This is a genomic window from Dietzia sp. IBK-p2-15D, assembly GCF_057773105.1.
This window is the reverse complement of record NZ_JBYMTK010000002.1, coordinates 89,115-108,476: the sequence shown is the minus strand read 5'-3', so window position 1 is coordinate 108,476 and position 19,362 is coordinate 89,115. Positions and strand designations below refer to the sequence as shown.

20 protein-coding genes are annotated in these 19,362 nt (G+C 69.8%); 7 read left to right on the top strand and 13 right to left on the bottom strand.

What is annotated here, in order from left to right:
- Nucleotides 1–52: 52 nt before the first annotated feature.
- On the bottom strand, nt 53–1,453 hold the full coding sequence (locus AC3DEV_RS03400; RefSeq protein WP_488371301.1) for a maltokinase N-terminal cap-like domain-containing protein: 1,401 nt from the start codon (nt 1,451–1,453) through the stop codon (nt 53–55).
- Nucleotides 1,450–3,249: a maltose alpha-D-glucosyltransferase gene (gene treS / locus AC3DEV_RS03395; protein ID WP_488371300.1), complete on the bottom strand. Its 1,800-nt coding sequence runs from the start codon at nt 3,247–3,249 to the stop codon at nt 1,450–1,452. The genes AC3DEV_RS03400 and treS overlap by 4 nt, the downstream gene beginning before the upstream one ends.
- A 34-nt stretch (nt 3,250–3,283) precedes the next feature.
- Between treS and AC3DEV_RS03390 the strand changes: the two genes are divergently transcribed.
- The 3 genes from AC3DEV_RS03390 to AC3DEV_RS03380 are packed head-to-tail and all read left to right on the top strand — an operon-like array spanning nt 3,284 to nt 4,930.
- Nucleotides 3,284–3,535 (top strand): hypothetical protein, encoded by a 252-nt coding sequence (locus AC3DEV_RS03390; protein WP_067711720.1) that lies wholly within the window; start codon nt 3,284–3,286, stop codon nt 3,533–3,535.
- Nucleotides 3,532–3,876: a hypothetical protein gene (locus AC3DEV_RS03385; RefSeq protein ID WP_182635985.1), complete on the top strand. Its 345-nt coding sequence runs from the start codon at nt 3,532–3,534 to the stop codon at nt 3,874–3,876. Before AC3DEV_RS03390 ends, AC3DEV_RS03385 begins: the two co-directional genes overlap by 4 nt.
- Before the next feature lie 10 nt (nt 3,877–3,886).
- Nucleotides 3,887–4,930 (top strand): LLM class F420-dependent oxidoreductase, encoded by a 1,044-nt coding sequence (locus AC3DEV_RS03380; protein ID WP_067711725.1) that lies wholly within the window; start codon nt 3,887–3,889, stop codon nt 4,928–4,930.
- A gap of 38 nt (nt 4,931–4,968) precedes the next feature.
- On the opposite strand, the gene AC3DEV_RS03375 is transcribed toward AC3DEV_RS03380, so the two are convergent.
- From AC3DEV_RS03375 to kstD, 6 genes are all read right to left on the bottom strand, one after another.
- Nucleotides 4,969–5,631, bottom strand: a complete 663-nt coding sequence (locus AC3DEV_RS03375; RefSeq protein WP_067711728.1) for a response regulator transcription factor — start codon at nt 5,629–5,631, stop codon at nt 4,969–4,971.
- Complete coding sequence (locus AC3DEV_RS03370; RefSeq protein WP_396444144.1) at nt 5,628–7,121, bottom strand: sensor histidine kinase; 1,494 nt, start codon at nt 7,119–7,121, stop codon at nt 5,628–5,630. Before AC3DEV_RS03370 ends, AC3DEV_RS03375 begins: the two co-directional genes overlap by 4 nt.
- Complete coding sequence (locus AC3DEV_RS03365) at nt 7,102–7,473, bottom strand: hypothetical protein (RefSeq protein ID WP_488371299.1); 372 nt, start codon at nt 7,471–7,473, stop codon at nt 7,102–7,104. Before AC3DEV_RS03365 ends, AC3DEV_RS03370 begins: the two co-directional genes overlap by 20 nt.
- A gap of 11 nt (nt 7,474–7,484) precedes the next feature.
- Nucleotides 7,485–7,799: a hypothetical protein gene (locus tag AC3DEV_RS03360; protein WP_488371298.1), complete on the bottom strand. Its 315-nt coding sequence runs from the start codon at nt 7,797–7,799 to the stop codon at nt 7,485–7,487.
- A 175-nt stretch (nt 7,800–7,974) separates the two neighbouring features.
- Nucleotides 7,975–8,835 carry a MaoC/PaaZ C-terminal domain-containing protein gene (locus AC3DEV_RS03355; RefSeq protein ID WP_488371297.1) on the bottom strand — a complete coding sequence of 287 codons (861 nt, stop codon included), beginning with the start codon at nt 8,833–8,835 and terminating at the stop codon, nt 7,975–7,977.
- Nucleotide 8,836: 1 nt separating this feature from the next.
- Nucleotides 8,837–10,570: a 3-oxosteroid 1-dehydrogenase gene (kstD, locus tag AC3DEV_RS03350; RefSeq protein ID WP_067711745.1), complete on the bottom strand. Its 1,734-nt coding sequence runs from the start codon at nt 10,568–10,570 to the stop codon at nt 8,837–8,839.
- Nucleotides 10,571–10,621: 51 nt separating this feature from the next.
- Here kstD and AC3DEV_RS03345 point away from each other — a divergent pair, with 51 nt between their 5' ends.
- Nucleotides 10,622–11,407, top strand: coding sequence for a 2-keto-4-pentenoate hydratase (locus AC3DEV_RS03345; protein ID WP_067711747.1), 786 nt, complete (start codon nt 10,622–10,624; stop codon nt 11,405–11,407).
- Here the strand turns inward: AC3DEV_RS03345 and AC3DEV_RS03340 are convergent.
- Nucleotides 11,404–12,168: an IclR family transcriptional regulator gene (locus AC3DEV_RS03340; protein ID WP_488371296.1), complete on the bottom strand. Its 765-nt coding sequence runs from the start codon at nt 12,166–12,168 to the stop codon at nt 11,404–11,406. The two genes, AC3DEV_RS03345 and AC3DEV_RS03340, sit on opposite strands and share 4 nt — an antisense overlap.
- A 117-nt stretch (nt 12,169–12,285) precedes the next feature.
- Here AC3DEV_RS03340 and AC3DEV_RS03335 point away from each other — a divergent pair, with 117 nt between their 5' ends.
- The 3 genes from AC3DEV_RS03335 to dmpG all read left to right on the top strand — a co-directional run bounded on the left by AC3DEV_RS03335 (nt 12,286) and on the right by dmpG (nt 15,901).
- Nucleotides 12,286–13,824, top strand: coding sequence for an HNH endonuclease signature motif containing protein (locus tag AC3DEV_RS03335; RefSeq protein WP_488371295.1), 1,539 nt, complete (start codon nt 12,286–12,288; stop codon nt 13,822–13,824).
- 89 nt (nt 13,825–13,913) lie between these two features.
- Nucleotides 13,914–14,831 (top strand): acetaldehyde dehydrogenase (acetylating), encoded by a 918-nt coding sequence (locus AC3DEV_RS03330; protein ID WP_253003178.1) that lies wholly within the window; start codon nt 13,914–13,916, stop codon nt 14,829–14,831.
- Between the two features lie 5 nt (nt 14,832–14,836).
- Nucleotides 14,837–15,901 carry a 4-hydroxy-2-oxovalerate aldolase gene (dmpG, locus tag AC3DEV_RS03325; RefSeq protein WP_067711758.1) on the top strand — a complete coding sequence of 355 codons (1,065 nt, stop codon included), beginning with the start codon at nt 14,837–14,839 and terminating at the stop codon, nt 15,899–15,901.
- Nucleotides 15,902–15,961: 60 nt separating this feature from the next.
- Here dmpG and AC3DEV_RS03320 read toward each other — a convergent pair whose 3' ends face one another.
- From AC3DEV_RS03320 to AC3DEV_RS03305, 4 genes are all read right to left on the bottom strand, one after another.
- Nucleotides 15,962–16,480, bottom strand: coding sequence for a flavodoxin domain-containing protein (locus tag AC3DEV_RS03320; protein ID WP_154828965.1), 519 nt, complete (start codon nt 16,478–16,480; stop codon nt 15,962–15,964).
- Nucleotides 16,481–16,520: 40 nt separating this feature from the next.
- Nucleotides 16,521–17,582 carry a ferredoxin--NADP reductase gene (locus AC3DEV_RS03315; protein WP_120284589.1) on the bottom strand — a complete coding sequence of 354 codons (1,062 nt, stop codon included), beginning with the start codon at nt 17,580–17,582 and terminating at the stop codon, nt 16,521–16,523.
- Between the two features lie 115 nt (nt 17,583–17,697).
- The gene (locus tag AC3DEV_RS03310; RefSeq protein WP_067711766.1) at nt 17,698–18,093 is read right to left on the bottom strand and encodes a hypothetical protein; all 396 of its coding nucleotides are present in this window, start codon (nt 18,091–18,093) and stop codon (nt 17,698–17,700) included.
- Complete coding sequence (locus tag AC3DEV_RS03305) at nt 18,093–19,316, bottom strand: 3-ketosteroid-9-alpha-monooxygenase, oxygenase component (RefSeq protein WP_325768563.1); 1,224 nt, start codon at nt 19,314–19,316, stop codon at nt 18,093–18,095. Before AC3DEV_RS03305 ends, AC3DEV_RS03310 begins: the two co-directional genes overlap by 1 nt.
- Between the last annotated feature and the right edge of the window lie 46 nt (nt 19,317–19,362).

Genomic DNA, 19,362 nt, shown 5'->3' with positions numbered 1-19,362 from the left:
GTGTCGCCCCTGTCGCCCACCCGCCCGACCGGCCGGGTGGGCGACAGGCGTGTCAGTCCGCGGTGAGGATGCGCCGCACCGCGCCCATCGGCACCGCGACCCAGCCGGGTCGGTTCCGCGTCTCGTAGACGACCTCGTACAGCGCCTTGTCGAGCGTGTAGGCCCGTAGCAGCGCACCGGTCTCGCGCGGGTCGGAGTCACTGACCTCGGCGTACCCCGCGCAGAAGGCGTCGACGTTGCGGTCGCGCCACTCGCGGGCCCGGAACCGCAGCTGCCGGTCCTCCACACCGATCAGGGTGTGCTGTGCCGCGTAGTCGAGACTGCGCAGGATGCCGGCTACGTCGCGGGCGGGGGCGTCGGCCACCCGTCGCTCGGCGAGGGGCGCGGCCGGCTCGCCCTCGAAGTCGATGACGATCCACCGGTCCGGGACCCGCAGCGTCTGGCCGAGGTGCAGGTCGCCGTGGATGCGGTGCACCCGCACCGGGCCGGATCCCGCCACCTCGTCGAACACCGCCCGGGCCGCGTCGGCGAACTCGGCCAGCTCCGGCACCTCCGCCACCGCCGCATCCAGGCGGGCCCGCATCGACGCCACCAGATCGGTGCCGTCCCGGGTGCTCACCCCGGTCGCCGCCGCCAGGTCCTCGTGCACCTGCGCGACGGCCGCGCCCAGCCGGAAGCTCTCGTCGGCGAAGTCGGTGCCGACCTCCTCGGCGAGCAGGTCGGCCTCGGCGAACAGGTCACGCACGCTCGCCGTGGCCATCGCCCACCCGTCCGCCGCCCCGGCCATGAACTCCTGGGCCATGGCGAGCGTGGTGGGCCCGGCCCCGGTGTCGCCGGCGGCGGTGTCGTCGTCGTCCAACTCCACCCATCCCCGCAGCGCCGCCACCGCCGGGCACTCCCGGTCGGCCAGCGCGGCGTGCAGCTCCACGTCGGGGTTCACGCCCGGCTGGACCAGCCGGAACACCTTGACCATGAGGTCGTCACCGTACACCAGCGACGAGTTGGACTGCTCACCCTCCAGCAGCCGCCCCCACGTGGGCTCGGGAAGCGTGGCGCCGGGGACCAGTCGGAACCGCAGCCCGCCGACCTCGTCCTGCCCGGCCAGGTGGCGGAGCAGGGACTCGGTGCCGCGGGGGTCGCGCAGTCCGTCGTAGATCACGGGGGAGGCGCCCTCCGGGGTCAACGGGAACGCCCGTCGGTCACCCGGCAACTCGGCCGCGGTCGCGATCGGCACCTGGTAGCGCTGGGGCCGACCGTCCACCTCGAGATCCACCAGCAGGTGCTCGACCAGGACCTCGGGATCGTCCAGGAACACCTCGCGCCGGGTGATCCGCACTCCGGTGAGTTCCAGCCCCTTGCCGGCGAACCACCGCTGTTCGGGCAGCCAGTCGGTGAGCAGTCGGGCGATCGTGTCGTCGTCGACGGCGGGGATCGACGTCCCTGGTCCGGTCATCGCGGTCCCTCCTCCGGGCTGCGCAGCTCGAGCCAGTAGAAGCCGTACCCGGGCAGCGTGAGCTGGTACGGGTCGGCGTCGATCTCCGGGAACGGCACCCCGCCGGTGAGCTCGACGGGCTGACGACCAGCGTGCTCCGCCAGGTCCAGGCGCACCGCCTGCGGGAACCGCGACAGGTTGTTGACGCACAGGATCACGTCGGTGCCCGTGCCGTCGGAATCCAGCGAGCGCAGGTACGACAGGATCGACGGATTGGACCCGCCGAGGTCGGTGAACTCGCCCAGCCCGAACGCGGGGTGGTCCTTGCGGACGTGGATCATGCGCCGCGTCCAGTGCAGCAGGCTGGCGGTGGAGTTCATCTGCGCCTCCACGTTGACGCCCTGGTAGCCGTACTGCGGGTCCATGATCGCCGGTAGGTACAGCCGGCCCGGGTCGCAGCGGGAGAAGCCGGCGTTGCGGTCGGGGCTCCACTGCATCGGGGTGCGGACGGCGTCACGGTCGCCGAGCCAGATGTTGTCGCCCATGCCGATCTCGTCGCCGTAGTACAGCATCGGCGACCCGGGCAGGCTCAGGAGCAGGGCGGTGAACAGCTCGAGCTGGTTGGTGTCGCCGTCGAGCAGCGGGGCCAGGCGCCGGCGGATGCCGATGTTCGCCTTCATCCGCGGGTCCTTGGCGTACTCGGCGTACATGTAGTCGCGTTCCTCGTCGGTGACCATCTCGAGCGTCAGCTCGTCGTGGTTGCGCAGGAAGATCGCCCACTGGGCCGAGGACGGAATGTCCGGGGTGTGGGCGAGGATCTCGGTGACGGGGAACCGGGACTGCCGCCGCACCGCCATGAAGATGCGCGGCATCAGCGGGAAGTGGAACGCCATGTGGCACTCGTCGCCCACCTCGGACTCGCCGAAGTAGTCCACCACGTCCTCGGGCCACTGGTTGGCCTCGGCCAGCAGCACGCGCCCGGGGAACTCCTCCTCGACCACGGCCCGGCACTTGCGCAGGAACTCGTGGGTCTCGGGCAGGTTCTCGCAGTTGGTGCCGTCGCGCTCGAACAGGTACGGCACGGCGTCCAGGCGGAACCCGTCGATCCCCAGGTCCAGCCAGAAGCGCAGGACGTCGATCATCGCCTCCTGGACCTCGGGGTTGTCGTAGTTGAGGTCGGGCTGGTGGGAGAAGAAGCGGTGCCAGTAGAACTGTCCGCGCACCGGGTCGTAGGTCCAGTTGGACGACTCGGTGTCGACGAAGATGATGCGCGCCTCCGGGTACCGGGCGTCATCGTCCGACCAGACGTAGAAGTCGCCGTACGGGCCCGTCGGGTCCGCTCGGGACTCCTGGAACCACGCGTGGGTGTCGGAGGTGTGGTTCATGACCAGGTCGGTGATCACCCGGATACCCCGGCTGTGCGCCTGCTCGAGGAGCTCCACGAAGTCCTCGACGGTGCCGAACTCCGGCAGCACGGTGCGGAAGTCGCGGATGTCGTACCCGCCGTCGCGCAGCGGCGAGTCGTAGAACGGCGGCAGCCACAGGCAGTCCACGCCGAGCCATTCGAGGTAGTCGAGCTTCTCGATGAGCCCGCGCAGATCGCCGGTGCCGTTGCCGTCGGAATCGTAGAAGGCCCGCACCAGGACCTCGTAGAACACCGCGGACTTGTACCAGTCGTGGTTGATCTCGAGTTCGGTGGCGTGACGGTAGTCGTCCGCGCTGGGCTCGACGACGTGCCCGTCGTCGGTGAGCTCCGGATCGGCCGCACGGGGATCGGCGGGGTGTGACTCGGACTGAAGGCTGGGCTTCGGTGCCATGGGGGCGAGCCTACGGCCCCGTACGATCCGTTGCATGCGGAAAATCGACCCGGCGCGGTGGTATCGGGGCCGGCACGGTCGGCGCGCCCGTGCGCTCGCGGTGCGGCTCGACGGCGACGACGACGAGGTGGTCATCCGCCCCTGGGAGCTACGGCTACCCCGGTCGGTCGTCTACGCGGCGGCCCGGTCCAGGGGCCTGGAACCGGTGGGGGGCACGCGGGCACTCGTGCAGCGGGGCCCCTGGCTGGACCCGATGCGGTTCACCCGCGTGGCGGTGCGGCGGTGAGCCCCGGCTGGGTGCTCACGCTCGTGGCGCTGCTCCCGCTCGTCGCGTGGGGGATCGCGGCCTGTGTGGTCGCGGTGCGCCGGTGGCTGCGTCGCCGGGGGGACGAACCGACGCGCCGACTGCGACTGGCCCGGATGCTGGGGACCGCCGACCTCGTCGTCGTCCCCACCTCCGACGTCGACCTGCCCGAGCACACCGTCCTGGAGGTCGCCTCCGACGCGCGGATGCGGCTGGTGGGCTACGAACGCACCGATACGCCGATGCGTCGCCGGGTCGGGGTGTTCGTGCGGATCGGGAGCGAGCTCGACGTGGTGATCCGGGGTGACCGGGCCCCCCGGTAGCGTTGCGCGCATGCGCATCGGAATGGCTCTCAACTACAGCGGCGGATTCGCCGAGACGGCCGCGGAGGCCGCCGACCTCGAGCGGGCGGGACTGGACATCGCGTTCGTCCCCGAGGCCTACTCGTTCGACGCGGTCAGCCAGCTCGGCTACCTCGCGGCCAAGACGTCCACCATGGAGCTGGCCTCGGGCATCCTGCAGATCTACACCCGCACGCCCACGCTCACCGCGATGACCGCGGCGGGCCTGGACTACGTCTCCGACGGTCGCTTCACCCTCGGCCTGGGCGCCTCCGGACCGCAGGTCGTCGAGGGTTTCCACGGCGTGAAGTACGACGCCCCGCTGGCCCGCACACGCGAGATCATCGAGATCTGCCGGAAGGTGTGGCGCCGCGAGAAGGTCGTCCACGACGGAAAGAAGTACCAGATCCCCCTGCCCGCCGATCAGGGCACCGGCCTGGGCAAGCCGCTCAAGCTCATCAACCACCCGGTGCGCGAGGACATCCCGATCATCCTCGCCGCCCTGGGCCCCAAGAACGTCGAGCTCGCGGCCGAGGTCGCGAACGGCTGGCAGCCGCTCTTCTTCCACCCCGAGAAGGCGCACCTGGCCTGGGGCGACGCGCTGGCCCGCGGCCGCGAGAAGCGCGATGCGTCCCTGGGCGAACTCGAGGTCTACGCGGGGCCGGCGCTGGCGATCTGCGAGGAGGACGAGGTCCCCGGCTACCTGGACTTCGTGCGCCCGCACCTGGCCCTCTACATCGGCGGGATGGGCGCCCGCGGCAAGAACTTCTACAACGAGCTCGCCTGCCGCTACGGCTACGAGGCCGAGGCCGCCCGGATCCAGGACCTGTACCTGGACGGCAAGAAGGACGAGGCCGCCGCGGCCGTGCCCGACGAACTGGTCCGCTCGGTCTCTCTGATCGGCCCGGCGGGGTACGTGGCCGAGCGCGTCGAGGCGTTCCGCGAGGCCGGCGCCACCACCCTCACCGTCACCCCGATGGCGCTCGACGCCCCGGGTCGCCTCCGACTGGTGGAGCAGTTCCGCGAGCTCTGCTGAGCCGCCGGGTCAGGCCGCGCGATCAGACGGGGCGGCGGTCACGACAGTTTGTATCCGGCCCCGCGGACGGTGACCAGCCGTTCGGCGCCGATCTTGCGGCGCAGTGTGCGGACGTACACGTCGACGACGTTCGAGGCGGGGTCGAAGTCGTATCCCCAGGCGTGGGCCAGGATCTGCTCCCGCGACAGCACCTGCCCGGGGTGCTTGAGGAACACCTTGAGCATCGCGAACTCCCGGCTCGTCAGCTCGACGGGTCGCCCGGCGACGGTGGCGATCCGGGTGAGCAGGTCGAGGGTGAGATCGCCGTGGTGCAGGACGGGTGTGGCCTCCGCTGACTCACCGCGCTCGCCCAGCCGGATACGCACCCGGGCGAGCAGTTCGGCGAAGTGGAACGGCTTGGCCAGGTAGTCGTTGGCCCCGGATTCCAGGCCGAGGACGGTGTCGTCCACCGAGTCGCGGGCGGTGAGAACGACGACCGGCGTCGTGATCCCCGACCCGCGGGCGGTGGCGAGCACCTCGAACCCGTCCATCAGCGGGAGGCCGATGTCGAGGACCACCAGGTCGTGGTCGCCGGCCCGCATGGCCTCGAGGGCGGAGCGGCCGTCGGCGACATGGGAGGTGACGAAGCCGGCGGCGTGCAGGCCCTTCTGGAGGAACGACACGATCCGGGCGTCGTCCTCGGCGATGAGGATGCGGTTCACGGCTGGGCCTCCTGAGGGCGGTCTGGAACGGGGATGTCGACGGCGAAGGTGGCGCCGTGACCGGGCGTGGAGTCGAGGGTGACGGTGCCTCCGTGGGCAGTCGCGATCGCGGTGACGATGGCCAGTCCGAGGCCGGCGCCACCGGAACCGGAGGTCCCGGCGGTGCCGCGGTCGAAGCGGCGGAAGATGCGTTCGGCGTCCTCCGGCGCGACCCCGGGGCCCTCGTCGGCCACGGAGACCACCAGGCGGCCGTCGACCCACCGGGACCCGATCCGGATCCGGTCGCCCACCTCGGTATGGGTGACCGCGTTGGACGCGAGCTGGAGCACGGCCTGGGTGATCCGCTGCGGGTCCACGGACGCCTCGCCCTCGGCGATCTCGACGAGTTCCCACCGGCGGTCACCCAACTGCTGGGCCTGGGACTCGATGTCCAGCAGCAGCTCGGCGGCGTCGACGGGTCGCGGCCTGACGAAGTCGGGGCGCTCGGACTTGGCCATGGTGAGCAGGTCGGAGACGATCCGGGACATGCGGTCGAGTTCGGAGTCGACGAGGCGGAGGGTCTCGGCGCGGGCGGCGGGGTCGTCGTCGGGATCCATCGTCTCGAGGTGACCGCGGATCACCGTGATCGGGGTCCGCAGTTCGTGACCGGCGTCGTCGACGAACCGACGTTGGGTGTCGTAGGCACCCTCGATCCGGTCGAGCATCGCGTTGAAGGTCTCGGCGAGCTGGGAGATGTCGTCGCGACCGTGTACCGGAACCCGGCTGTCGAGGTCGCTCTCCTGTATCCGCTCGGCCACCAGGCGCACCTCTCGGACGGGCGCGAGGATCTGTCCGGCCACGAGGTAGCCGAACAGTGCGGTCAGCGCGAGGCCGCCGAGCGACCCCCAACCGAAGACGCGCATGGTGGAGTCCACCTCGGCACGTTCCGGCCCGGTGAACACGGCGATCACGAACGTCGACTCGCCGGCGGCCGCGTCCGCCCCGCCCGGTGCCTCACCGGCGGCGATGGTCATCTTGCCCCACCGGACCGGGCCGACCGGACTGTCGGCGATGCCCGACGGGTCGGCCGAGGCCCGGATGGTCTCGAGGAGTTCTGCATCGGCCGCGAGGTCGTAGGGGCTCGGATCGCCTGCGGAGCGGTCCACGGCGAACACCCGGGCCTCGTCCATCCCCAGGTGGACCTCGTCGGCCGCCGGTATCTGGCGGCTGAGATAGAGCCGCAGCAGTCGTTCGGGATCGTCGAACGGCTCTGCGGTCGTCGGATCGACGCCCTCACGGACGAACGCGCGGAACTCGTCGAGTTCCTGGACCACGTCCGCGTTCGCGGTCCGGTCGACGTCTGCCATGAGCAGTGTCCGGAGCGTCAGACCGAGGGCGAGCAGCACCAGGGCGGTGGTGAGCACGATCCACCCGACGATCCGCCACCGCGCCGGGATCGAGGTGGCGTCCGCCCGTTCGGCGGCGCCGGTCTCAGTCGTCCCAGTCGTCATCCCAGTCATCCCCGTCGTCGTCCCACCCATCGTCCCAGTCGTCATCCCGGTCGTCTCCGTAGTAGGGCACCACCGGCTGAACCGGTTGCACGGGCACCGGTCGCGCCGGCGCCGGCGCCGGTGCCTCACCGGGGGATGAGATGGGGGTCGGGGAGGAGTTCGTCGTGGGAGATGACGACGACGAGGTACGCCCCTGCTGGCCGGGGGGCGCGTGCATGTCGACCGTCGCGTCCTCGACCCGGACGGGCGGGGCGCCGGTATCGGAACCGATCGCCACGGCGACCAGTGCGAGTCCGGCGGGCACGAGCACCACCGCGGCAATGAGGGCGAGCTTGCGCGTGAACTCAGACATGGCGGGCCCGGTCAGTCGTCGAGGTCGTCGTCGTCGTCGCCGTGGTCGTCCCGGTCGTCATCATCATCGTCGTCGCGGTCATCGCGGTCGTCATCATCGTTGCGGTCGTTGCGGTCGTCGCGGTCGTCATCGGCGTCGTCGTCACCGCCCCGGTCATCGTCCTGATCATCCAGGTCGACGGACTGGGCAGGCGCGGTCACGGTGGTGGTCTCGGAGGCAGGGGCATTGCTCCCGGCGTCATTCCCCGCGCCGCATCCGGACAGGATGAGGGCGGCGGAGGCGGACAGGGCGAGGAGGACGGTGCGGAGGCTGTTGTTCTCTGTCATGAGTGCCATCCTGGGTGCCCGGTATGACGGGTTGATGAAACCTCCATGACGGAGTCTTCATGTCGCACCACGGCGGGCGCCGGTGTCGGCCGGACGCGAGAACACCCCGCGGTGGTCGACCGCGGGGTGTTCTCGGGTGCTTTCGGATGCCGCCCGGTGGGGCGACCAGCGCCGGTCAGGCGAGATCGACCACCACGTTCTTCAGCACGGGGGCGTCGTCGCGCTCCATGACGGTCGCCGCCACGAGCAGTCGCGAGCCCTCCTCCCACACGCGGATGCGCATGGTCTCGCCGGGGAAGAAGATGCCGCCGAAGGTCACGCCGTAACCGCCGACGCGGGCGACGTCGCCGCCGAGCACCTGATCCACGACCGCCCGCAGGACCAGGCCGTACGAGCACAGTCCGTGGAGGATCGGGCGCGGGAACCCGGCCGCCTCGGCGAACGCGGGATCGGAGTGCAGCGGGTTGCGGTCGCCGCAGAGGCGGTAGAACAGCGCCTGCTGGGGGAGCGTGGCCACCTCGATGGTGTGGTCGGCCTCCCGCTCGGGGTACTCGACCTTCTCGGAGGTCCCGCGATCGCCGCCGAAGCCCCCCTCACCGCGGGCGAAGATGCCCGAGCGCGAGGTCCACAGCTTCTCACCGTCGGCGGAGACCGTCTCGGACTCCTGGATGATCACCGCGGCCGAGCCCTTGTCCTGGATCTCGGCGATCTTCGTGGTGGTGGTGGCGGTGCCGGAGGCGGGGATCGGCCGGTGCAGCGTGACGGACTGGCTGCCGTGGACGACCTTGGCCAGGTCGATCTCGACGCCCGGGAAGGACACCCGGGGCGCCTCGGTGACGTTCATCGTCGCTGCGACGGTGGCGAACGACGGCAGCACCTTGGGCGCCGTGTCGTGGACGTACTCGAGACCGGTGGTGTCCATCGGGTCGGCGGCGGCGCCCACCGACAGGGCGTAGAGCGCCACGTCGGAGGCGGTCCAGGAGAACTCCTGCGAGGGCAACTGCGCCCCGAGGGCCTTGTCGAGGTCGATCGGCACGTCAGACTCCCGTCTTCGCGGTGGTGGTGGGGGTGGCGGCCAGCATGTTCTCCACGGCGAGGTAGCCGAAGACCATCGCGGGGCCGATGGTGGCGCCCGGGCCGGCGTAGGTGTGACCCATGACCGGCGAGGAGGCGTTGCCCGCGGCGTAGAGTCCCTCGATCACGGAGCCGTCCTCACGCAGGACCCGACCGTGGACATCGGTGTTCGCGCCGCCCTTGGTGCCGAGGTCGCCGGGCACCATCTTGGCGGCGTAGAACGGCGCCTTGCGGACCGGGCCGAGGCTCGGGTTGGGCTTGTTGGTCGGGTCGCCGTAGTAGTGGTCGTACCCCGACTCGCCGCGGTTGAAGTCCTCGTCGACGCCCTTGGCGGCGAAGCCGTTGAACTTCTCGGTGGTCCGCTCCAGCGCCTCCGCCGGCACGCCGATGAGATCGGCGAGCTCGGCGAGGGTGTCCGCCTTGTGGAAGTTCTCGGTCTCGAGCCACTTCTTGGGCAGCGGTTGCTTGGCCTGCAGGCCGGCGAAGAGGTACCGGTTCTTGTACTCCTGGTCGAAGATGATCCAGGCCGGGACGTTCTCGCCGGGGGTCCCCTCCTGCCCGGCGGGTGCCTGTCCGAACTCGCCGCCGTACATCTTGTGGCCGGCCTCGACGTAGGGCAGCGACTCGTTCATGAACCGCTCGCCGCGGGAGTTGACCATGAAGGAACACGGCAGCGACCGCTCGGCCAGTGCGAACCAGGGGCCGCGCGGCAGCAGGATCGACGGACCCCACCAGGAGTCCTCCATGAAGGACAGCGAGGCGCCGGCCTTCTCCATGTACTCGATTCCCTCACCGGTGTTGGCGGCGGCGCCGACGGTCCACGAGGTGGGGATGGGCTGACGCTGGTACTTGTCGCGCATCTCCTGGTTGTGCTCGAAGCCACCGGACCCGATCACCACACCGAGTCGCGCACGGAGGGTCACCTCCTCGTCACCGCGGGTGACGGTGATGCCCACGACGCGCTCCTGGGTGCCCGAGCCCTCGGTCACCAGGCCGGTCATGGGGGTCTCGAGCCACACCGGAACGCCCGCGTCGAGCAGGCCCTTGCGCATCGCGGCGATGAGCGCCCGGCCCATGCCCACCGAGTTCTGCTTGCGGGCCTTGGCGAGGAACATGCGGGCGGCGACTCGGATCGAGCGCCTGATGCCCTTGGTGTGCGGACGCTGGAGCAGGTTGAGCCAGCGGTAATCGGACTGCATCACGACCATGTTCGCCGGGGCCTTGGCGTAACCGGGCTCCAACTTGTCGGCCTCCGAGCCGAGCTGGTTCAGGTCGAAGGGCTTGGGCTCGACGGACCGTCCGCCGAGACGACCACCGGGGGCCTCCGGGTAGTAGTCGGCGTAGTCCTTGACCCACTCCAGCCGCAGGGGACTGTTGGCCAGGACGAAGTCCAGGACCTCGGGCCCGCGGTCGATGTAGGCGTCGATCTTCGCGGGCTCCACGACATCGCCGATGATCGAGCGGAGGTAGGTCCGGGCCGCCTCAGGGGTGTCCAGGACACCGTCGCGGCGGAGCACCGAGTTGTTGGGGATCCACACGCCGCCGCCGGAGCGGGCGGTGGAGCCGCCGTAGTGGGGGGCCTTCTCAACGAGGACCACGCTGAGGCCCTTCTTTGCTGCCGCGAGGGCGGCCGTCATGCCTGCTCCACCGCTGCCGACGACGACGACGTCGAATTCCTGGTCTGCCATGTAGAACACGTTATAGAACTGATCGCCGTGGCGCCAGACGGCCCAGGTAGCATCCCCGTCATGCTCAACGAGGAGACCCGCGCCACACTAGCCCAGCGACTCTGGGACGCCGAGTCCGACGTCGCGCCGATCGCGCCGCTGACCGACGACCATCCGGACATGACGCCGGACGACGCCTTCGAGATCCAGCTGGTGAACATCCGCCGCAAGCTCGACGCCGGAGCGGTGGTGACCGGACACAAGGTGGGCCTGGCGTCCAAGGCGATGCAGGAGATGATGGGCGTCGACGAGCCCGACTACGGGCATCTGCTCGACACCATGGAGTACCCCGAGGGCACCGCGATCGAGGCGGCCCGGTTCTGCTTCCCGCGGGTCGAGGTGGAGGTCGGCTTCATCCTGGGCGCCGACATCCCGCCGGAGGGATGCTCCCAGGAGGAGGCTGCCGCGGCGATCGAGTGGGTCGTCCCCTCGATCGAGTTGATCGACTCCCGCATCCGGGACTGGAAGATCACGCTGCCCGACACGATCGCGGACAACGCCTCGTCGTGCGGCTACGTGGTGGGCGAGCAGCGGGTCCGGCTCGCGGACATCGACGTCGCCGCAATCGATGCGACCCTCTACAAGAACGGCGAGTTCCTCGCGTCCGGGCGTTCCGACGCGGTGCTCGGCAACCCGCTCAACTCGGTCGGGTGGCTCGCGTCGACGGTCGCCAAGTTCGGTGTCCGTCTGCGCAAGGGCGACGTGATCCTGCCGGGCACCGCGATCCGCGCGATGGACGCCGCCCCGGGCGACAGCTTCCGCGCCGAGTTCGCCGGGCTGGGCGACGTCACCATGGACTTCCGCTAGGCGTCCGCGGCCACCGCGCGACTGGCCGCCGCGGCGACGCGGGTGACCAGCGGCTCGAGCCGGGCCAGGGCGCTCTCGTCCGCCGCGCTGGCGGACAACGCGGCGACGGCCCGCGTCCGGCCGGCGTGTTCCTCGTCGTCGTCGTCGAACACCGGCGCCGCCACGCAGTACAGGCCGGGCGTGAGCTCGGCCCGGTCGACCGCGCGCCTCCTCCGTCGTATCTCCGCGAGCTCCACCGCGAGGGCGTCGGGGGAGGTCAGAGTGGTGTCCGTCCACTCGATCAACGGCCCCTGCGCCACGCGGTCGGCCGCGTCCTCGTCGAACGCGAGCATCGCCTTGCCCACCCCGGTGCAGTACGCGGGCAGGCCGCCGCCGATCCGCGACGGCGACGGGATCGGCCGCGGCCCGTGCAACTTGTTGAGGTAGACCACCTCGTCCCCGTGCAGGGTGGCCAGATGAACGGTCGCGCGTGTGGCCTCGAAGAGGTGGGCAAGGAACGGTGTGAGTACCCGACGGATCCGCTCGTACGCCGGCGAGACGGGGATCGGGTCCAGCTCGTGCACCAACGGACCCAGCCGGTAGCGCTGCCCGATCCGCGTCACCGCGTCGTTGCGCTCGAGCGCGGCCAGGAGGCGCAGCGTCGTGGACTTGGCCAGCCCGGTCTCGCGCGCGATCTCGCTGAGCGTCATCCCCGTCCCGCCCGCCGTCACGCGTAGCACCTCGAAGGCGCGGTCAACGGGAGAGGCGGGGGGCTCGGTCATGCGCCGAGTGTAGCGCGCGGGTCGGACACCGGAGGCCGGGATGATCGAACACTTGCGCTAACGCGCGCCGTCTCGTAGTGTCGAACTCAGGTTCTAATATGGGCGCGGCGGCAGGAGGTGGGGGAATTGACGACGACGACACTCTTCGCGGTTCCGGAATCCCTGGGCGGGCTCGACACGACGGCGGTGAGCGAGGCGGCACGAGCCGCGACCCTGGCGCAGAACCGGGCAGGTGCAACCCGGCTGGAGGCGGCAGCGGCCCTGGTCGAGCAGATGTCGCGGGCGGAGCTCGGCAAGGACGCAGATGGCGCCGATGGCCTCGATGGGGTCGCCGGCAGCGGTGGTCGTGCACGTCCGGCGTACGCACGGTTGGACCCGCAGTCCAGGGCGCGTGACCATCTCGTGGCGGCCTGTCAGCTCACGTGCTGGCACGCCGCGCGTCTGGTCACCGCCGGGGTCCAGATCCATTCGCGGCTCACGCGGCTGCGGGCCTCGGTGGAGCGCGGGGTCGTTCCCGAACAGCTCGCCATCGACATCGCCTGCAAGCTGGCCGAGGTGCCCGACTCGATCGTCTCGGACGTGGAGGACGAGGTCGTGTCGGGCATCGTCGACGACCTGGACGGCGGTGACCGTCCGACTCGCAATTCCGTGGACGGTCGGATCGATGACGCTGTCGGCCGCCTCGACCCAGAGGGCGCCGAGGACGCCCGGACACGGGCGGCACTGACGCGCACGGTCCGGTTCCGGTCGGACCGCAACGGGATGGCCTCGATGTGGGCGAAGCTGCCACTAGCAGATGCGGAACTACTGAGGGGGCGCATCGAGGCCGACGCCCGCGCTGCCTCGGGAGACGGGGTGCCCGGCACGCTGGATCAGCTGCGTGCCGACGCTCTCGCTTCCCTCGCCGTGTACGCCCCGCCCCCGGCGCCCGCCGACACCGGCGGGACGGGCTCCGGCCCGGGGGATGACGGATCGATCGAGCTGGGCGAAGTCATGGTGGGGGCGGACATGCCCAGGCCATCACTCGGGAACGCCGCCGCGGCGGGTCAGCCGATCCGGGTGAGTGTGATCGCCGCAGCCGCGCAGGGGCTGCCCAACCGCGTGGAGTTTGTGCACGGCGCATACAGCAGTTTCTCCTGGTTGTGCCAGCAGTTGCTGGAGGGCGACGACGCACGCGTGCGGTTCGAACTCGTCGACCCCGCCCCCGGCGCGCTCGACTCCCCTGAACACGCCCTGCGCTACCTGATCACCCCCGCGATGGCGGAGCGCATCCGCATGCGCGACGGCACCTGCCGACATCCGGGGTGTTCGGTTCCCGCGGAGGACTGTGACGTGGACCATGTGATCGCGTTCAATACGAAGGATCCCGAACTCGGCGGGCCTACCACCGAGTGGAACCTCGTCTGCCTGTGTCGGAAACACCACCGGGAGAAGACGTTCGGGACCAACGCCTACAGGCCCGGCCCACTCGGCGAACTGATCATCCTCACCGACACCGGACACCAACACCGCACCAGACCCAAGGGCCCCTTGGCCCGTGCGCGCGACGCCATACGGGAACGCGAGTGGAACGCCTTCGCCGACCGGCTCATCAGCGCAGACGGTCACCTCACGAACCCTCCGGGCGCGGCCCGGGCGCGCGCACGGCCGGCCTGAGTGCCGGCGTGCACCGCCCTGGAGTGCCGCGATTTCACTGAGTGGCACAACCTGTTGTCCCGCGAGCCCGCCCGCGCGACACTTCCGTCATGACAGACAAGACCAAGCTCACCGCCGCGATCGTGGGGTCCGGCAACATCGGCACCGACCTCATGTACAAGCTCGAGCGCAGCGAGTACATCGAGCCCAAATGGATGATCGGCATCGACGCCGAGTCCGAGGGCATGAAGCGCGCCGCCGACCACGGCCTCACCTGCATGGCGGGCGGCGCCGACGAACTGCTCACCTCCATCGAGGCCGGTGGCGAGAAGCCCGACCTGCTGTTCGAGGCCACCAGCGCGTACGTGCACAAGGCCTACGCGCCCAAGTACGAAGAGGCCGGCATCATCGCCATCGACCTCACCCCGGCCGCGGTCGGCCCGATGGTCATCCCGCCGGCGAACCTCCACGAGCACGTCGACGCCCCCAACCACAACATGGTCACCTGCGGCGGCCAGGCCACCATCCCGATGGTCCACGCCGTGTCCTCGGTTGTGCCGGTGGAATACGCCGAGATCGTCGCCTCCGTGTCCTCCGAGTCGGCCGGCCCGGGCACCCGCGCCAACATCGACGAGTTCACCGAGACCACCAAGTTGGCGATCGAGCAGGTCGGCGGCGCCAAGCGCGGCAAGGCCATCATCATCCTCAACCCGGCCGAGCCGCCGATGATCATGCGCGACACGATCTTCTGCGCCATCCCCGAGGATGCGGACCACGACCTCATCACCACCGCCATCCGCACGCGGGAGAAGGAGATCCAGGAGTACGTGCCGGGTTACCGCCTACTCCAGGAGCCGCAGTTCGACCCTCCCACCGAGATCACCGGCGGCATGGCCCGCGTCGCGATCTTCGTCGAGGTCGAGGGCGCCGGAGACTTCCTGCCGCCGTACGCCGGCAACCTCGACATCATGACCGCCGCCGCCACCAAGGTCGGCGAGGATATCGCCAAGACCAAGCTCGGAGTGTGACAGACATGGATACGACCAACCCGCACAACGCCCACGCCCGCGCCTATAGCGCCGAGCTCGACATCCGCATCACCGACTCCTCGCTCCGCGACGGTTCGCACCACAAGCGGCACCAGTTCTCCGTCGAGGACGTTCGCAACGTCGTCGCCGCGCTCGACGGCGCCGGCGTCCCGGTCATCGAGGTCACCCACGGCGACGGCCTCGGCGGCGCCTCCTTCAACTACGGCTTCGCCAAGTCGTACGACCAGGACCTCATCAAGGTCGCGGCCGAGACCGCAAAGCAGGCGAAGATCGCGTTCCTCACGCTGCCCGGCCTGGGCATCAAGGACGACATCCTCCAGGCCCGGGACAACGGCGGGTCGATCTGCCGCGTGGCCACCCACTGCACCGAGGCCGACGTCTCGATCCAGCACTTCGGCTACGCCCGCGACCTCGGCCTGGAGACCGTCGGTTTCCTCATGATGAGCCACACCCAGCCGCCGGAGGTGCTCGCGAAGCAGGCCCGGATCATGGCCGACGCCGGCTGCCAGTGCGTCTACATCGTCGACTCGGCGGGGGCGCTCGTCATGGACCAGGTCTCCGACCGCGTCTCGGCTCTCGTCGCCGAGCTCGGTGACGACGCCCAGGTCGGCTTCCACGGCCACGAGAACCTCGACATCGGCGTGGGCAACTCCATCATGGCCATCCGCGCGGGCGCCCAGCAGATTGACGGCTCCACCCGTCGGTTCGGCGCCGGCGCGGGCAACACGCCCGTCGAGGCGCTGGTCGGCGTGTGCGACAAGCTCGGCATCACCACCGGCGTCGACTTCTTCAAGATCGCCGACGCCGCGGAGGACGTGGTGCGCCCGCTCATGCCGAGCGAGTGCGTCGTCGACCGCCAGGCCATGATGCTCGGCTACGCCGGCTGCTACTCGTCCTTCATGAAGCACGCCGAGGGCCACGCGCAGCGGTACGACGTGCCGGCCTCGGAGATCCTCCTCCGCGCCGGGGAGCGTCGACTCGTGGGCGGCCAGGAGGACCAGCTCATCGACATCGCGCTGGAGATCCAGAAGGAGCGTGCGAACGCCTGATCCTCCCGGCCTGCAGCCGCGCGCCCCGGATGACCCCCGGAGTGCGCGGCTGCTGGCGGTTCAGGGGGCGGTGTCGCTGCCGTCCGCCCAGGCCACGACCGGGTCGAGGGCCGTCTCGTCGACGAAGTGCAGGGGCTCGCCGGACAACAGCATCCGCGCGGCGGGCGTGTCGGGGGTCCTGCGCAACTGGCGGCGGAGCGCGGCCATGAGGGTGCGGTCGACCCAGTTGAGTCGGGCGGGGTCGAGGTCCCCTCGGACGTGGAAGGTGGTGACGGCCCGGCCGGTGGCGGTGATCAGGCGGGCGGAGAGGGAGCCGCGCCCGGGGTCGTCCGCGGGGGAGAGTGCGACGACGACGAGGGCGACCCGCCCGGGAGCCGAGCGGATAGCCCGGATGATCCGACGTCGCCCGAGGATCCGGGTCGCGTAGACGGGCGCGAGCAGGATCAGCGGGTCGGCGTCGGATGCGGGGGCGAGGTCGGCGAGCTCGACCGCGGGCGCGCCGAGTCGCCTCCCGAGCGCGGTGGCGTAGCGCCGGGTGGAGCCGTACCTGGAGGTGAAGGCGACGACGGGGCTGGTCACGCCACCGAGTCTGCCAGCCCCGGCTGGATTCGGAGCGGGCTCACTCGGAGTACGACACCTCGACGCGGTCGGTCTTGGGGAGGAGTTGGCAGCTCAGGACGTATCCCTCTTCCACTTCTTCGGGGTCGAGGATCCCGTTGTGCATCATCTCGACCTCACCGGACTTGAGGATGCAGGCGCACGCCGAGCACTCGCCCTTCCGGCAGGAGAACGGTGCCTTGATCCCCTTGGAGAGCAGGACGTCGAGGAGCGGGGTCTTGCGGGGCCAGGAGATCTCGTGGACCTCGTCGTCGAGCTCGACGATCGCGGTCGCCGGGCCGGCGCCGTCCTCGTCGGCCGACTCGTCGATGACGATCTCGGCGAACGGGTCGCCCTCGATCGAGGAGAACACCTCGGTGTGGATGAGGTGCATGTCGGCGCCCGAGCGGCGGAGCCCGTCCTTGACGGTCTCCATGAACGGCGCCGGTCCGCAGATGTAGGAGTGCCGCTTGGTCGCGACGGGCTGGAGGAGGTTGCCGATCATCTCCGCGGTGGGGATGCCGGAGACCGACTCGAGCCAGTGGAGAACGGTGAGGCGGTCGGGGTTCTCCCGCTGGAGGCGCTGCAGCTCGTCCTTGAAGATGACCGACTTCTCGTCGCGGTTCGCATAAACCATGACGATGTGGCCGGTGCCCTGGGCGAGGGCCGACTTGAGGATCGACATCACGGGGGTCACGCCCGAACCCGCGGCCAGGAGGATGAAGTCCTGGTCGAGATTCTTGGGCGTGAAGATGCCGGACGGGGCGAGCACGTGCATGCTCATACCGGCCTCGGCGTTGTCGCACAGCCAGTTGGACCCGTATCCGTCGATCGTGCGCTTGACGGTCACCTTGAGCCGGGCGTCCTCGGTGGGGGAGCTCGACAGGGAGTAGCAGCGCGCGACGGATCCGGTCCGCTCACTGGGAACTCGCAGGGTGAGGAACTGTCCGGGGGTGTACCGGAAGTCGTCCTCGCAACCGGCGGGGATGTCGAAGACGATCGACTTGGCGTCGGCGGTCTCCTCGATCACCTCGGCGATCGTGAGCTCGCGCACGAAGGAGCCGAGCGGGGGAGTTTCGGTCATGGATCGGGAGCCTATCGCTTGGATACGCGCGGACGGGTTTCTGCGCACTGTCCCAGACGACGGCGACCTCCTCCGGGCTGTTCTCGCCTCGGGGAAGTCGCCGGACGTCGGGGTGTTACTCGGGGACGTAGAGCGGGTTCACCATGTGCTCGTCGTCGGCCGGGTCGACGCCCTCGGCGATGGTCAGCAGACCCTCGGCGTAGGCGTAGCGGATGCTCGCGAGCATCCGGGGGCACGTGTCCTCGCCATCGGGCCGTGCACCACCCTCGCGCCACTCGTTGAGGACTGGGCAGTTACGGTCGCCGCCCTCCGTCCACTGGATCGAGGTGTGCTTCTCGCTGTTCTTGCGCACGGCCACGCTGGTGCCACAACTGCGGCACTCGACGGGCTGGAAGCCGGCCCGCGTGTAGGTCTCGCGATCCAGGTCGGTGTACTCGTGGAGCCGCGCGGCGCGCGCCGGGTCGGTCTCGTCCCAGGTGGGCGCGCGCCGCGAATCGTTCTTCTTGAACATCAGTTCTTCGACGGGGCCGCGCCCGCCTCGCCGGCGACCTCGGCCATGCCGGTGTACTGGGTCTGCTCGTCGGAGATCTCCGCCTCGCCCGCCGCCTGCTTGCGCATGTTCTCGGCGACCTCGCTCTCCCAGTACTGGTTGGCCGCGGTGGTGTCGACCTCGAACTCGAAACGCTCCTGCATCTCGGGTTCGACCTTGTCGCGGTCCACGTAGAACTGCTCGTACCAGCGGCGGAGCTGGTAGACGGGGCCGTCCTCCTCGCACAGGAGCGGGTTGGCGATCGAGGACTTGCGCTGCCAGATCCGGACGTCCTGGAGGAAGCCCTCGCCGAAGAAGGTCGCGATCTTCGCGGCCATCTTCGCCGACGTCTCGTCGTCGAAGCCCTGCGGCTTCTTCACCGAGAGCCCGTACATGAGCACGAACGAGTTCTGGTCGATCGGGTAGTGGCAGTTGATGAGGATCGCGTCGGTGACGAAGTCTCCGTACATCTGCTTGAGGGGGTTGATCATGTACGCGGGGCCGAAGTACGAGGCCTCGGACTCCAGGAGGGTGTCGCCGTACTTGCCGCCGGACGGATCGTGGTCCGGACGGCCCTTGGTGTTGAGGTACTGGGTGGCTGTCTGTCCCTCGAAGACGTTCTTGAAGTACGTCGGGAACGCGAAGTGGATGTAGTAGAAGTGGGCCATGTCGACGACGTTGTCGACGATCTCCATGCAATTGGAGCCCTCGATGACGAGGCGGTTCCACTCCCAGTCGGTCCACTCGCCCGTGTCGTACTCCTCGATGACCGGGATGGCGTCCTCCTCGAGGGGCGGGTTGCCCTCGTGGTCGTGCCAGACGAAGACCTGGCCGGACTGGACGTTGGTGATCCACGCGCGGGTCTTGGCGCGCAGGGGAACGCGCTTGGCGTAGGGGATGCCCTTGCACTTGCCGTCGCCACCCCAGCGCCAGTCGTGGAACGGGCACGCGATGTTGCCGTCCTTGATCGAGCCGTCGGACAGGTCGCCGCCCAGGTGGCGGCAGTACGCGTCGAGGACCTTGATCTCGCCCTCGTCGTCGGCCCACACCACGAGCTTGGTGCCGAAGGCGTGGATGGAGTGGGGCTTGCCGTCGGAGAACTCCTTGACGGTGCCGATGCAGTGCCAGCCGCGTGCATATCGATCCCGGGCCTTGCCGGTATCGATCTCGCGGACGGCTCCGGGGGCTGAGCCGGGTGCGGTCATGATTCCTCCTGAGGGGCGTGAGCCGGATGAGAACAGGTTATAGAAT

Bases quoted from the DNA above. Each gene is read 5' to 3' on its own strand.
- AC3DEV_RS03400 (WP_488371301.1), bottom strand. From the start codon at position 1,453: ATGACCGGACCAGGGACGTCGATCCCCGCCGTCGACGACGACACGATC.
- treS (WP_488371300.1), bottom strand. From the start codon at position 3,249: ATGGCACCGAAGCCCAGCCTTCAGTCCGAGTCACACCCCGCCGATCCC.
- AC3DEV_RS03390 (WP_067711720.1), top strand. From the start codon at position 3,284: ATGCGGAAAATCGACCCGGCGCGGTGGTATCGGGGCCGGCACGGTCGG.
- AC3DEV_RS03380 (WP_067711725.1), top strand. From the start codon at position 3,887: ATGCGCATCGGAATGGCTCTCAACTACAGCGGCGGATTCGCCGAGACG.
- AC3DEV_RS03370 (WP_396444144.1), bottom strand. From the start codon at position 7,121: ATGACGACTGGGACGACTGAGACCGGCGCCGCCGAACGGGCGGACGCC.
- AC3DEV_RS03365 (WP_488371299.1), bottom strand. From the start codon at position 7,473: ATGTCTGAGTTCACGCGCAAGCTCGCCCTCATTGCCGCGGTGGTGCTC.
- AC3DEV_RS03360 (WP_488371298.1), bottom strand. From the start codon at position 7,799: ATGACAGAGAACAACAGCCTCCGCACCGTCCTCCTCGCCCTGTCCGCC.
- AC3DEV_RS03345 (WP_067711747.1), top strand. From the start codon at position 10,622: ATGCTCAACGAGGAGACCCGCGCCACACTAGCCCAGCGACTCTGGGAC.
- AC3DEV_RS03340 (WP_488371296.1), bottom strand. From the start codon at position 12,168: ATGACCGAGCCCCCCGCCTCTCCCGTTGACCGCGCCTTCGAGGTGCTA.
- AC3DEV_RS03330 (WP_253003178.1), top strand. From the start codon at position 13,914: ATGACAGACAAGACCAAGCTCACCGCCGCGATCGTGGGGTCCGGCAAC.
- dmpG (WP_067711758.1), top strand. From the start codon at position 14,837: ATGGATACGACCAACCCGCACAACGCCCACGCCCGCGCCTATAGCGCC.
- AC3DEV_RS03315 (WP_120284589.1), bottom strand. From the start codon at position 17,582: ATGACCGAAACTCCCCCGCTCGGCTCCTTCGTGCGCGAGCTCACGATC.
- AC3DEV_RS03310 (WP_067711766.1), bottom strand. From the start codon at position 18,093: ATGTTCAAGAAGAACGATTCGCGGCGCGCGCCCACCTGGGACGAGACC.
- AC3DEV_RS03305 (WP_325768563.1), bottom strand. From the start codon at position 19,316: ATGACCGCACCCGGCTCAGCCCCCGGAGCCGTCCGCGAGATCGATACC.